The organism is Arthrobacter sp. Ha26, from assembly GCF_059091705.1.
Genome location: NZ_JBNHGX010000005.1, coordinates 74,512 through 86,985 on the forward strand (window position 1 = coordinate 74,512; position 12,474 = coordinate 86,985).

Genomic DNA, 12,474 nt, shown 5'->3' on the forward strand with positions numbered 1-12,474 from the left:
CATGAACCCCTCGAAGGCACCGGCCGAAATCCTCGACATCGACGGCACCGAGGTCCGCATTTCCAGCCCGGACAAAGTGGTGTTCCCCGGCCCAGGGGTGACGAAGCTGGACCTGGTGCGTTATTTCCTCGCCGTGGCGGACGGAGCGCTGCGCGGTGCCGGCGGCCGCCCCATGGTGCTGAAGCGTTTCCCCAAGGGCATTGACGCCGAACCGTTCTTCCAGAAGCGCGTGCCGGAAAACCACCCGCCGTTCATTGACACGGCAACGCTGCACTACGCCTCAGGAACGTCGGCCGAAGAGGCCGTGATCCGTGATGCTGCCGGCTTGGCGTGGGTGGTAAACCTCGGCTGCCTCGACCTCAATCCACATCCTGTCCGCGCAGAGGACCTTGAGCACCCTGACGAGCTGCGCGTGGACCTTGATCCCATGCCGGGCGTGGACTGGTCGCAGATTGTGGATGTCGCCTACGTCGCGCAGGAAGTGCTCGACGACGTGGGGCTGGCGGGGTGGCCGAAGACCAGCGGATCCCGCGGGCTGCACATCCTGGTACGCATTGCGCCGCAGTGGTCCTACCGCGACGTACGGCTGGCGGCCGAAACGCTGGCACGCGAGGTGGAGAACCGCGCCCCGGGGCTCGCCACCGCACGGTGGTGGAAGGAGGAACGCGGCGAGAGCGTATTCGTCGATTTCAACCAGAACGCAAAGGACCGCACGGTGGCATCCGCCTACTCTGTCCGGCCCCTGGCCGATGCCCGCGTTTCAACGCCGCTGGCCTGGGACGAGGTGCGCTCTGCCCGGCCGGAGCAGTTCACGGTGCGGACGGTTCCGCGCCGTTTCGCCGAGGTGGGTGATCCCCATACGGGGATAGACGAGGCGGTGGGTTCCCTGGACGGCCTCCTTGCACTGGCGGCCGAACTTGGCCCCGCGGAGAAAGCACCGCGCAGCGGCGACGGCTCCGGCCGCCGGCAGTCCATGATGCCCCTGATTGAGGTTGCACGCACCAAAACCAAACCGGAAGCCCACGCGGCCCTGGACGAGTGGAAGTCCCGGCATGCGGACCTCGTCCCCGCCCTGCATCCGGCGGACGTCCTGGTGGATGGGATGCGTGGATCCAGCTCGCTCTGGTACCGGGTCCGGATCAACCTGCAGCACATCCCCGAAGCGGACCGCCCGCCGCAGGAAAAACTCATCGCCGACTACGATCCGTGGGCCGGCAAAGTGTGGGCGGGGCGGGTTGAATCCTGACGGGCGCCCTAAAGGGCCGTGACCAACTCTTGTCCCAACCGGTACCTGCCGGACATTCTTTGGCGAATGCACCGGCCGTAACGTTAATCCACGGAACGTACCGGGACGGGATTGCGGTGCAGGAATGCCAGACAGGCGCAGCAGCGGGGGACGATGGTCGGTGCCGCGCGCCGTGGGGGCTGCCGCCCTCGCGCTCCCCCTGTGGCTGACTGCCTGCGTCAATCCTTCTCCGCCAGCGGCTGTCCCGCCCTCCCCCGCCCTGCCCTCGTCTGCCTCCTTGCTGGACGCTGGCCCTGGCCCCTCCTCGGCACCAACCATCACTGGCCCTGCCCTGCAGCCGCAGGACCCGCCTCCGCAGGTAACGGCAGCCGTCCCCGCGCCGCTGGAAACGCAGGCCGAAACAGCGCCTGCCACCTCCGCCGGACCCCTCCCTGGCAGCACTTCGCCGCCCCGTCCGGGCAAGGAAGACGTACCGGAAACAGACGCTCCTCCCACATCCGCGCCGCGTCCCTCACAGAAGGACGCTGCCAGCCAGACCGTGACTGCCTACTTCGTGCTGCCGGACGACGGCGGAAGCAACGGGGTGCGCTTCGGCTGCAATGACAGCCTGGTGGGGGTTGCCCGTCCCAATCCCGGCGCGGAGGAACCGCTGCCTGCCGCAGTAGGGGCGCTGCTGGAGGTGCCCGCCACAGCGATGCCCTCCACCCCGAAGCCTGCGGTCTACAACGCGCTCTCCGGGTCCGACCTCAAGTTCCTGTCCGGCACCTTCGACGGGACCACGGTCACGGTGTACCTGGTCGGGACGCTAAGGCTGGGAGGCGCTTGCGATGTGCCCCGGGTGGAAGCGCAGTTGACCCAAACCGCGGTGGCAGCGGTGGGAGCGATCCGGGCCGAGATCTATGTCAACGGCCGCGGGCTGGCGGAAGCGCTGCAGCTGAAGTGAGCCACCAAGGCCGCAGCTCGGCTTCCACGCCGCCCACCCGGATGCAGGCCCCGACGCGCTCCTGAGCAACAGATGTTGCTCAGTTGGCAACTCCCCGCTGTATCCTGTTGAGTGTGAGCCACGAGACACTTGATGCCGCAGCAAAGGTGCTGCCTGCCGAAGCCATTGATGCCATCGAGCGGGCGGCCACGTCCGCCCACCGCCATGAGGGACTTTTCTCAGAGCGCGCCGCAAACATCCGCCAGTCAGCGGTCAGGGACGTCTTTGATATCTCCATGCGGCCCGGACTGGTGTCCCTGGCCGGCGGAAGCCCTTATCTTCAGTCGCTTCCCCTCGAGCGGCTCGCCGCCACCGCGGCCGGTATCATCGCCGAGGACGGCCTCACGGCCCTGCAGTACGGCGGCGGCCAAGGCACACAGGAGCTCCGGGCGCAGATCTGCGAAGTGATGGCGGCCGAAGGAATCCTCGACGCGCGGCCGGAAAACGTGGTGATCACTGCAGGGTCGCAGTCGGCCCAGGACGTGGCCACCAAGGTCTTTTGCAACCCGGGCGATGTGGTGCTCGTGGAAGACCCCACCTACGTGGGCGCCCTGAACACTTTCGAGGCGTATCAGGTGCAGGTGGAAACAGTGGAGATGGACCAGGACGGCCTCATCCCGGAGCTGCTCGAGGCCAGGATCGCAGCCCTGCAGCTGGCCGGGAAGAACATCAAATTCCTGTACACAATCCCCAACTTCAACAACCCCTCGGGCATCACCCTCGCGAAGGACCGCCGCCAGCAAATCGTCGACATATGCCGGAATGCGAATATTCTTGTCCTGGAGGACAACCCTTACGGGCTGCTGCGCTACAGCGGGGAACCCCTGGCGCCTCTGCGCGCTGAGAACGCCGGCGACGTCATCTATCTGGGGTCCTTCTCGAAGATCTTCGCACCGGGTTTACGTATTGGGTGGGCCCTGGTGCCGGAGCATCTGCAGCGCCGGTACTACCTCGCCGCGGAATCGGTCACGCTCTGCCCGCCCGCCCTCAACCAGATGCTGGTTTCCGCGTACCTGCGGGACTACGACTGGAGGGGCCAGATCGAAACCTACCGGGGGCTGTATGCCGAGCGCTCCCGCGCCATGCTCGCCGCCCTCGAGGCGTACATGCCTCCCGGCACCAGCTGGACCACCCCCGAAGGCGGCTTCTTCGTCTGGGTGACGCTGCCCGAAGGCGTGGACACTTACCCGCTTCTGCATAAGGCGATCGACGCCGGAGTGGTGTTCATCCCCGGCGCCGCCTTCACGCCGTCGGACGAGCCGTCCAACAAACTGCGCCTCGCCTTCAGCGCCGTGCCGCCGGAAGCCATCACCGAGGGCGTCCGCCGGCTGGCACCGGTACTGCGGGAAGCGATCGCCGGGCTGTAGCGTAGGGCTCACCGGACTTAAGCCGCACACCAAGCAAAGGAGCAATACATGAGCGGAATCATCGTTGTAGGGGTAGACGGCAGCGGTACGGCAAAGAAGGCGGCAGAATCGGCACGCGACCTCGCCGCCGCCCTGGGCGCATCGCTGCACGTGGTCTCGGCCTTCGACAGCGACCGCACCGAAGTGTTCGGCTCCGGCAGTGACCAGTGGATCGTCTCTGACGCCGATGCCGCAGAGCAGGTGGCCCGCACTGTGGCCGAATCCCTGGGCCGGGACATCAAGGTGACCTATTCCGCAGCCCGCGGGCGCCCCGCGGATGCCCTCATCAAGGAAGCCCTGCGGATGGACGCCCGGATCATCGTGGTAGGAAACCGGCGGATGCAGGGCATCGGCCGGGTCCTGGGCAGCGTGGCCAACAGCGTGGCCCACAACGCTCCCTGCGACGTCTACATCGCCAACACCTACGACGCCGACTAGCAGTTACCGGGGACACTCCCTGTGGTGGCAGAAGTCGCTGCGGGGGGTGTCCGTTCTCACGCTCCATACGCCATTTACGCCCCTGGCGCAACGATAAAATTGGAAAAGCCCCCAACGGCGCGGACACCCACCTTCCACGACATTTCAAGGGGCTCCATTGCTCACTCTCCAGCGCCGCCAACTCGTCGGCCACGACATCCTCCTGGCCCGGCACGGCAACCACATCTGCTCCATGCGCGTCGACCGCGGCAACGGCACGGTGGTGGCGCTCCTGGACGATGGATCCGTGGACAGCGCTCCCAACGTCATAGCTCCCGGCCTGGACATGCCGGCCACCGTAGCCAGCGTCCTGCGCGAAGACTGGAAGCTCCTGAGCGCGGTTGGCGGAGTGGGGGCGGTCTTGAGCGGCTTGATGATCGCCGCTGCCGTTTCGCTGGGCACCATGGCCGATCCCACCACCATCGAACTGCTGACGACGTACTCCACGTTCTGACGGGTCCGCTGTTACGGCACCATCCAGCCGTCCAGGAGCCACCAGATACCGGCCATCACTAGGCCGCCAAACAGTGAACCTGCCACAACCTGGGCCAGAGTGTGGGCCCGCAGCACTACCCGGGACCAGCCAACGGCAGGGATAAGCAGCAGCAACGGAAGCCACGCCGGGCCGAGCATCAGCACGGCAATCACGGCCGACGACGATATGGCGGCAGCATGCCCGCTGATCTTCCAGAACGGGCTGACGGCGGCCAGCACCACCACCCCGCCCACCACGGCAAGAACCATGGCAAGAACACTCTGCGGGGCACCGGCTGCTTCCAGCACCAGCAGCCCGGCCACGATGCACCCCAGCGCCATCAGCAGCACCGGGGCGCGCTGCTTTCGGTTACTGACGTGATGGTCCGTAACTTTTCCCAGGCGCACCAGGACCAGCAGCAGGAACAACGGGATCACGCACACGAACAATGCCGCCAGCGCCCCATACGCCATGGTGCCGGGAAACCCTGGTTGCGTCAGGGGGCTCACCAGCAACTGCACGCTCACCACCACGGGCGGCTGGAGCGCCTCGGTAATCCATCGGGCAGCCTTGTTCCTGGCACGGATGGCACCGGCGTCGATCACCACACTTGGTTTCCTAATCAAGCAGCAGCGCCGGCTCCTCCAGGATGGCGGCGACGTCGGCCATAAAGCGGGCGGACAGGTCGCCGTCCACAACACGGTGGTCGAACGAACCCCCCAAGGTGGTGATCCAGCGCGGAATCACTTCCCCGTCCAACACCCAAGGCTTCTGCTTGATGGTTCCGAAGGCAACGATGGCCACTTCGCCCGGGTTGATGATCGGCGTACCGGTATCGATGCCGAGCGCTCCAATGTTGGTGATGGTCAGCGTCCCGCCCTGCATCTGAGCAGGCTGCGTCTTTCCGGCCCGGGCGGTAGTGGCCAGGTTGTTCAGGGCCAGCGCCAGCTCCTTCAGCGACAGGTCCTGGGCGTTCTTGATGTTGGGCACCATCAGGCCCCGCGGGGTTGCCGCAGCGATCCCCAGGTTCATGTAGTGCTTGACATGGATTTCGGCTGCGCCCTCCCCGGTATCCACCCAGGTGGCGTTGACGCTGGGGTTCCGGGCAGCGGCCCAGATCACTGCCTTGGCCAGGATGAGCAGGGGTGAAACGCGGATGCCCTCAAAATCCCTGGAGGACTTGAGCCGCTTGACGAACTCCATGGTGCGGCTGGCGTCCACATCCACGAAAATGCTGACGTGCGGTGCCGAGAAGGCCGAATCGACCATTGCCTTGGCCGTGGCCTTGCGGACCCCCCTGACGGGGAACCGCTCGATGCGCTGGTCCTGGGGCTTTCCGGCCTTGCCCCAGAAGCCGTCGGCCTCGTCCAGTTCCGCGTCCCGCTGCGCCTGGTAGCTGACCAGGTCCTCGCGGGTTACTTCGCCGCGGGAGCCCGTTGCCACCACGTCCGCCAAGTCGATCCCCAAATCGCGGGCGATCTTGCGGACCGGAGGTTTGGCCAGGACCCTGTTCACGAGGCCGGTAATGGCTCCGCCGAAGGTGGGCCGGTTGTCCGCCCCGCCGTCGTTGGTGTGGCCAGGAACGGCGTTGCCGGCTGCGGGCGCCATCGGTCCGGCAGTCACCGCAGCCGGCGTCAGGGGCTGGACGGGCTCCACTTCCGGGGTGTTAACGGTGAGGGCATCGGCGGGGCGGGCCTTGCGCGGGCGGCGTTTGACGGCGTCAGCCTTGGGGCCGGACCCCACCAGCGGACCGCCAGCCATCGCACCGTCCTGCCCGCCGCCGTCGGCCGTGGCCACGTCCGACCCGGCAGCCGCAAGCTTGCCGTACATCGGTTGCGGCACCTCGGGTGCGCGGACGTCAGCAGGCGTTGGATCTCCGGAGACTTCGTTGCTGACGCTGATGATGGCGGTTCCGACGTCGATGGTGACGCCCTCGGGGACCAGCAGTTCAGTGACGGTGCCGGCGTACGGCGAGGGCAGTTCCACGATCGACTTGGCGGTTTCGATTTCACAAAGGACGTCATTGATGGCGACGGCGTCACCGGGCTTGACTTTCCAGGAGACGATCTCCGCCTCAGTCAGGCCCTCGCCCACGTCAGGGAGATTGAACTTGTTCAGGGTCATGGTGTCCTCAGTAGGAGAGGGCGCGGTCCAGCGCCTCGAGGATGCGGTCAATGTCCGGAAGGTAATCTTCCTCCACCTTGGCCACGGGATAGGGCATGTGGAAGCCGCCGACGCGGATCACCGGCGCCTCCAGCGAGTGGAAAGCCCGCTCGCTGATCCGGGCCGCAATTTCGCCGCCGATTCCCCCGAAGGTAGGGGCCTCGTGGGCCACAATCAGCCTGCCGGTCTTCTGAACCGAAGCGGTGACCGTATCGAAGTCGATGGGCGAGATGGAGCGAAGGTCGATGACTTCCAGGCTGTGTCCGTCTTCCGCCGCGGCGTTGGCTGCCGCAAGGGCAACCGGAACCAGTGGCCCGTAAGCCACGATGGTGGCGTCCGTTCCACCGCGGAGGACGTGGGCTTTGAAGGGATCTTCGGACGCGCCCGGAGCCTCAACGTCAACCTCACCTTTGAGCCAGTAGCGCCGCTTGGGCTCGAAAACGATCACCGGGTCCTGGCACTGGACTGCCTGCTGGATCATCCAGTAGGCGTCATGCGGGTTGGAGGGGGTGATGATCCGCAGCCCTGCCGTGTGGGCGAAGAGCGCTTCGGGTGACTCGGAATGGTGCTCGATGGAACCGATGCCGCCACCATAGGGGATGCGGACCACCACAGGGACGGTGAGGTTGCCGTTGCTGCGGGAGTGAATCTTCGCCAGCTGGGTGGTGATCTGGTTGAAGCCGGGGAAGACGAAGCCGTCGAACTGGATCTCGCACACAGGCGAATAGCCGCGCAGGGCGAGGCCGATTGCCGTTCCGATGATGCCGGACTCCGCCAACGGCGTGTCCACCACGCGTTCCGGGCCGAACTCCCGGATCAGGCCGTCGGTCACACGGTATACGCCGCCCAGCGCGCCGATGTCCTCACCCATCAGCAGGGACTTCGGATTCTCTGTCAGCGCAGCGCGAAGTCCTTCGTTGATGGCCTTGGCAATGGTCATGGTGGTCATCAGTGGCCTGCCTTGGGGGATGCCTGGGCAGTTACTGCCTGCCTGCCTGGTTCTTCCATGGATTCCCCACCTGCGAAGCCCGCGGAATACTCCTCGAACCATGCAAGTTCTTCGGCCACGAGGGGGTGGGCTTCTGCATAGGTGTTGGCGAAGGCGGTGCGGATATCCGGGGTTTCAAGGTCGTGCGTGGTCCGGCGGACATAGGCTGCGAGTTCGTCACCCTCGGTTTTGACCTGGGCGAAGAAGGCATCGTCAGCCAGGCCTTCGGAGCGGAGGTACTTCTCCAGGCGGGCCAGCGGGTCTTTGGCCCGCCAGGCCTCCTCTTCAGCCGCTTCCCGGTATTTGGTGGGGTCGTCCGCAGTGGTGTGCGCACCCACCCGGTAGGTGAAGGCCTCGATCAGGACAGGTCCTTTGCCTTCCCGTGCGTGCTCCAACGCCCATTCGGTAACGGCGTGGACCGCGATGACGTCGTTGCCGTCCACGCGGATGCCGGGGAAGCCATAACCCTTGGCCCTGTTGGACAGCGGCACCCGGGTCTGTACGGCGGTGGGGACGGAGATGGCCCAGTGGTTGTTCTGGCAAAAGAACACCACCGGGGCGTTGTAGGAAGAGGCGAACACCATGGATTCGTGGACGTCACCCTCAGAGCTGGCGCCGTCGCCGAAGTAGGCGATCACCGCTGCGTCCGGCTCCGCGGCCCCTGCCCCGGCGGCGTGGGAGGCAGCCAGTTTCTGGTCCCGCTGGATGCCCATGGCATAGCCAACGGCATGGAGCGTCTGCGCGGCCAGGACCAGCGTGTACAGGTGGAAGTTGGTGTCCTTGGGGTTCCATCCGCCGTTGGAAACACCGCGGAACTGGCGCAGGAGCTCAGCCAGGTCCACGTTGCGGGTGAGCGCGACGCCGTGTTCCCGGTAGGTGGGAAAGATGTAGTCCTGCGGCTGGCTGGCGCGGCCGGAACCGATCTGTGCGGCTTCCTGGCCCGTGAGCGGAACCCAGAGCGCCAGTTGGCCTTGCCGCTGCAGGGCTGTCGCTTCGACGTCGAACCGGCGGATGGCAGCCATGTCCGAGTAGAGTCCGCGGAGGACTTCCGGGGTGAGCTTGCTGGCATAGTCGGTGAAAACGGGATCGAAGCCCAGCTTCCCGTCCGGGCTGAGGAGCTGGACCATCTGCGCCGGCGGCTCACCCATGACTGCTTCGGCGTCAGCCTCGCGCTGGTCGTCTACAGCTGTTCCGTCGAACTCGGTGGAAGGCAGATGTGTACCCATACCGTCTCCTTGCTTGCCGCATCCGAATGCAATGCAAATGTCGCTGGGATATATGCCTCAAGAGGAATAGATTCCTGCGGGGGCATATACATTGGCTTACTGATCCTAACTTTATCTTCAGTAGCTAAGCGCGAAGCTACTTGTTAAGTGCTAGGAACCGCGCGGGGCCTTTGTATAGTCCGCACACAAGGCCAGGAAACGGCTGTTCGCTTCCTCCTCGCCGATGCTCACCCGCACGCCCTCATTCGCGAATGCCCGCACCGACAATGCCTGCCTGCCCGCCAGTTCGGCAAATTCGACGCTGTCACTACCCAGATCCAGCCAGACAAAGTTGCCCTGGGCATCCGGAATTGCCCAGCCCAGGCTGCGGAGCGCTGACGTAACGCGGTCCCGCTCATCCACCAGCCTTTGTACCCTTTCCACAACCTGGGGGTAATTCCGGAGGGAGGCAATTGCTGCCGTTTCCGCAATCTGGGACACGGCGAAGGGTGTTGCCGCAACCCGCAGGTGTTGTGTCAGCTCCGGATTGGAGATGCTGTAGCCAACGCGCAGCCCAGCCAGCCCGTGTGCCTTTGAAAAGGTGCGAAGCACCACCACGTTGCCGTATTTGCGGTAGAGGCTGATCCCGTCCACAGCATCCGGTTCCCGCACGAACTCCTGGTAGGCCTCGTCGACGACCACCACCACGTCAGTGGGGACAGAGCGGATAAAGGCCTCGGTTTCGGCAGTGCCGAGGGCGGGACCGGTGGGATTGTTGGGGGTGCACAGGAGGATCACTTTGGTCCGGGCGGTAACCGCCGCTGCCATTGCCGGCAGGTCATGGCGGCCCTCCGGGGTGAGCGGGACGGGAACACCTTCCGCACCGGAGAGGCCGACGCTGATGGGGTATGCCTCGAAGGAGCGCCATGCGTAAACCACTTCATCAGCCTTGCCGTCTTCGTTCCGTCCGGCGAAAGCGGCCAGCAGCTGGTTCAGGGCCCCGAGGCTGCCGGCGCCCGTAACGATATCCTCGGCGGGGACCTTGAGGAAGCCGGCGAGTTCGGTCCGCAGCCGGGTGCTCAATGGATCTGGATAGCGGTTGAAGTCAGTTTGCTTCGCGATGGCCTCGACAACCGCCGGAATGGGTGGCAACGGATTTTCGTTCGAAGACAGCTTGTAGCTTGCCAGTCCGTCCACGGGAACCGGAGGTTTACCGGCGGCGTAGCGGGGCAGCCCCGCCACCACAGGACGCGGCTCGATACCGCCGGCAAGGGCGTTTGATGACGTCATGGAAACCAGCCTACTTCTCCCGATGCCGGAGGTAAGGCGGTCCGTCTTTGGCCTGCCTTCCAGGGCGGTGTGCAACCATGGGCGTATGCGACTGATAGCCCGGATCCTGATCAACGGCCTCGCCCTCTGGGTGGCGGGTTGGTTACTGCCGGGACTGGAAATCTCCAGCTCCGCGGCGACGGATGCAGTGGCCAGGACCGGGGTGACCCAAGGGACGGACACCATCGGAGTTGTCCTGGCCTATCTGTTCATCGGCGTTATCTTCGGCCTGGTGAACGCATTGGTCCGTCCCCTGGTGAGCCTGCTCGCCCTGCCCCTCACCATCCTGACCCTTGGCCTGTTCACCATCGTCATCAACGCGGCGATGTTGTACCTGACGTCCTGGATCAGCAGCTACACACCGGTCCACTTCACGATCGACTCCTTCTTCTGGACCGCCGTTCTAGCGGCGGTCATCATCACGCTGGTCTCGCTCGTGGCCGGCAGGATTACCGGAACCCGACGGTAGGACAAGGAGGCTCCAGCGCCGCCCCGTTACCGCCCGCCATACCCGCGCTCCTGCCTCCGGTTGTCCGCCGCGTGAAGATCTGCCGCGGGAGGTTTGGTCCGGGACAGGGAGAACCGTGTGGCCGTCGCCGTTCCACCCGCTCCCAATGCAGTACTCAGCGCCGCGGTGGAGGCCACCAGCGAGGGATCACTGCTGGCGGAAACCAGCCGTGCGCCGTCCTGGTAGCTGGTGAGGGTGTGCCCGGGCCCCAGGCTCCCTTCGCCTTCCAACGCCCTCGGTGCTTGGGTCAAGCTAACCGTCACACGCTCCTTGGTATCCGGGTTTGGTGCCCCGTCCCCTCCCGGCACCCAGTCCGCACGGTGCTCCAGGTGCAGCGACTTCACTCCTGCGGCGGGGTTGATTCCGGCGACAGGAGAGCCGGCTGTCAGCACGTACTGCAGGTCGTACTCGTGCAGAAAGCGGGGGTCGGCAGCCATGTTCATGGCGTGGATTCCGCCTTGGCTGTAGCCGACCGCTACCACCGTGGCTCCCTGCTCCGCACCCGCGGCCTGAAGCGCCTGGAGGGCCGCAAGGCTCATGTCGTCAGAGCTGTACACCATTGCTTCGAGTATCCCGACTTCATCAAACGGGTTCTCCCCACCTGCGCCGAGGCCGGCCGGTTGGGTGCCCGGCACGATCACCACGTAAACCTTTTCCCCTCCATTCGTGACTTCGACGACCTCTATGGATCCGGCACCACGGGCATCGATGCCTCGAATACGTTCCAGCAAGCCCACCGGCGATGTGTCGAGGTCCAATTCGACCGTCTCCTCCTCGTGCACGGCCAAGGGACGGCCAACGACGCCATCCTGCTCAAGGCGATCCCAAACCAGGGGATTCTCCCCCACATTCCGCTTGACGTCTGCCGCCTCGAGCCGCAGCATCGCCACAATGGTTTCTGCCGTCTTGTCATCGGCTGCGCGGTTTGCCACCAGATTCTCAAGGGAGCCGTAGATCTCTCCGGGACTGGCCATGCCCACGGACCGACCAATCGCCGCCCAGGCTTCTGCCATTTCATATTCCTGCCTGCAAGCGCGGACCTGGCTGCCCAGCCGTTGCAGCTCAAGCCGCACCGCTTGGACGCTCCGCTCAGATTCCCCTACCGCGGTCAAGGCAAGCGACCCCGACCACCGGGGCAGGTCCTGGTAGGGGATGAGGTCTTCCCAGATCCGGCGGACCTCAACCTCCATTCCGGACAGCTCGCCCGCGAGGTCGTCAAGCTTCTCTGCGCCGCCGCTCAGCTCCTCCAGCTGGAACCTGATGCCGCCCACGCCTCCGCGGATGGTGAGGAATCCGTCGTCGGGAGGTCCGGACACGTGGATAAGGCCGCTTCCCGACGGCACTACCTCGGCCATCAGCGGATGCCCGGGTTGGTGCAGCCGGCGGTGAGGGTCTCCTGGCTGTGCCGTTCCACCGCAGCTTTTGCTTCAGTCAGCGCTTCAAGGGCGCGGCGGAGGGCTGCGGACTGAAGCAAAACGGCGTCCCGGTATGCACGGCCGGCCGGCGACTCCCACTGCAGCAGCTGGATATCCCGGAAGCTGTCCAAAACCTGCTCGCCGCGGCCGATGCAGACGCCCACCCTTTCAGCCAGCTGCATTACCTGCGAGACGCGCAGCATTTCCTGTTGCAGGTCTGCCCCTGCCAGTTGGCTCCCCATAACCGGTCTCCTTCTTGACGCAGCACGCCCCGCTGATC

Annotated in this window: 13 protein-coding genes; 6 read left to right on the plus strand and 7 right to left on the minus strand. The window is 65.4% G+C overall.

Annotation, left to right across the window (positions count from 1 at the left end; genetic code table 11):
* The first annotated feature begins 1 nt into the window (after position 1).
* The 5 genes from ligD to AC5RVY_RS13040 all read left to right on the plus strand — a co-directional run bounded on the left by ligD (position 2) and on the right by AC5RVY_RS13040 (position 4,565).
* A complete protein-coding gene (gene ligD / locus AC5RVY_RS13020) occupies positions 2 to 1,246 on the plus strand; it encodes a non-homologous end-joining DNA ligase (protein WP_493955129.1) in 1,245 nt (414 codons plus the stop codon).
* A 277-nt stretch (positions 1,247 to 1,523) separates the two neighbouring features.
* On the plus strand, positions 1,524 to 2,189 hold the full coding sequence (locus tag AC5RVY_RS13025) for a GerMN domain-containing protein (RefSeq protein WP_493955130.1): 666 nt from the start codon (positions 1,524 to 1,526) through the stop codon (positions 2,187 to 2,189).
* 113 nt (positions 2,190 to 2,302) lie between these two features.
* Complete coding sequence (locus AC5RVY_RS13030) at positions 2,303 to 3,595, plus strand: aminotransferase-like domain-containing protein (RefSeq protein ID WP_493955131.1); 1,293 nt, start codon at positions 2,303 to 2,305, stop codon at positions 3,593 to 3,595.
* A 48-nt stretch (positions 3,596 to 3,643) separates the two neighbouring features.
* Positions 3,644 to 4,072, plus strand: coding sequence for a universal stress protein (locus tag AC5RVY_RS13035; protein WP_493955132.1), 429 nt, complete (start codon positions 3,644 to 3,646; stop codon positions 4,070 to 4,072).
* 157 nt (positions 4,073 to 4,229) lie between these two features.
* Entirely contained in the window at positions 4,230 to 4,565 is a 336-nt protein-coding gene (locus AC5RVY_RS13040; RefSeq protein WP_493955133.1) for a hypothetical protein, read from the plus strand.
* Positions 4,566 to 4,576: 11 nt separating this feature from the next.
* On the opposite strand, the gene AC5RVY_RS13045 is transcribed toward AC5RVY_RS13040, so the two are convergent.
* From AC5RVY_RS13045 to AC5RVY_RS13065, 5 genes are all read right to left on the minus strand, one after another.
* Positions 4,577 to 5,194 (minus strand): phosphatase PAP2 family protein, encoded by a 618-nt coding sequence (locus tag AC5RVY_RS13045; protein WP_493955134.1) that lies wholly within the window; start codon positions 5,192 to 5,194, stop codon positions 4,577 to 4,579.
* 10 nt (positions 5,195 to 5,204) lie between these two features.
* Entirely contained in the window at positions 5,205 to 6,710 is a 1,506-nt protein-coding gene (locus AC5RVY_RS13050) for a dihydrolipoamide acetyltransferase family protein (RefSeq protein WP_493955135.1), read from the minus strand.
* Positions 6,711 to 6,717: 7 nt separating this feature from the next.
* The gene (locus AC5RVY_RS13055; protein ID WP_493955136.1) at positions 6,718 to 7,698 is read right to left on the minus strand and encodes an alpha-ketoacid dehydrogenase subunit beta; all 981 of its coding nucleotides are present in this window, start codon (positions 7,696 to 7,698) and stop codon (positions 6,718 to 6,720) included.
* Complete coding sequence (gene pdhA, locus AC5RVY_RS13060; RefSeq protein WP_493955137.1) at positions 7,698 to 8,963, minus strand: pyruvate dehydrogenase (acetyl-transferring) E1 component subunit alpha; 1,266 nt, start codon at positions 8,961 to 8,963, stop codon at positions 7,698 to 7,700. The genes AC5RVY_RS13055 and pdhA overlap by 1 nt, the downstream gene beginning before the upstream one ends.
* 150 nt (positions 8,964 to 9,113) lie before the next feature.
* Positions 9,114 to 10,232 carry a histidinol-phosphate transaminase gene (locus AC5RVY_RS13065; RefSeq protein ID WP_493955138.1) on the minus strand — a complete coding sequence of 373 codons (1,119 nt, stop codon included), beginning with the start codon at positions 10,230 to 10,232 and terminating at the stop codon, positions 9,114 to 9,116.
* Between the two features lie 85 nt (positions 10,233 to 10,317).
* Between AC5RVY_RS13065 and AC5RVY_RS13070 the strand changes: the two genes are divergently transcribed.
* Positions 10,318 to 10,740 carry a phage holin family protein gene (locus AC5RVY_RS13070; RefSeq protein ID WP_493955139.1) on the plus strand — a complete coding sequence of 141 codons (423 nt, stop codon included), beginning with the start codon at positions 10,318 to 10,320 and terminating at the stop codon, positions 10,738 to 10,740.
* A gap of 26 nt (positions 10,741 to 10,766) precedes the next feature.
* Here AC5RVY_RS13070 and AC5RVY_RS13075 read toward each other — a convergent pair whose 3' ends face one another.
* Both AC5RVY_RS13075 and AC5RVY_RS13080 read right to left on the minus strand, forming a co-directional pair.
* Positions 10,767 to 12,134, minus strand: a complete 1,368-nt coding sequence (locus tag AC5RVY_RS13075; protein WP_493955140.1) for a hypothetical protein — start codon at positions 12,132 to 12,134, stop codon at positions 10,767 to 10,769.
* Positions 12,134 to 12,436, minus strand: coding sequence for a hypothetical protein (locus AC5RVY_RS13080; protein WP_493955141.1), 303 nt, complete (start codon positions 12,434 to 12,436; stop codon positions 12,134 to 12,136). The genes AC5RVY_RS13075 and AC5RVY_RS13080 overlap by 1 nt, the downstream gene beginning before the upstream one ends.
* Positions 12,437 to 12,474 lie beyond the last annotated feature (38 nt).

Coding starts and splice junctions, on each gene's coding strand:
- ligD (WP_493955129.1), top strand. CDS start 2: ATGAACCCCTCGAAGGCACCGGCCGAAATCCTCGACATCGACGGCACC.
- AC5RVY_RS13035 (WP_493955132.1), top strand. CDS start 3,644: ATGAGCGGAATCATCGTTGTAGGGGTAGACGGCAGCGGTACGGCAAAG.
- AC5RVY_RS13050 (WP_493955135.1), bottom strand. CDS start 6,710: ATGACCCTGAACAAGTTCAATCTCCCTGACGTGGGCGAGGGCCTGACT.
- AC5RVY_RS13055 (WP_493955136.1), bottom strand. CDS start 7,698: ATGACCACCATGACCATTGCCAAGGCCATCAACGAAGGACTTCGCGCT.
- pdhA (WP_493955137.1), bottom strand. CDS start 8,963: ATGGGTACACATCTGCCTTCCACCGAGTTCGACGGAACAGCTGTAGAC.
- AC5RVY_RS13065 (WP_493955138.1), bottom strand. CDS start 10,232: ATGACGTCATCAAACGCCCTTGCCGGCGGTATCGAGCCGCGTCCTGTG.
- AC5RVY_RS13070 (WP_493955139.1), top strand. CDS start 10,318: ATGCGACTGATAGCCCGGATCCTGATCAACGGCCTCGCCCTCTGGGTG.
- AC5RVY_RS13075 (WP_493955140.1), bottom strand. CDS start 12,134: ATGGCCGAGGTAGTGCCGTCGGGAAGCGGCCTTATCCACGTGTCCGGA.
- AC5RVY_RS13080 (WP_493955141.1), bottom strand. CDS start 12,436: ATGGGGAGCCAACTGGCAGGGGCAGACCTGCAACAGGAAATGCTGCGC.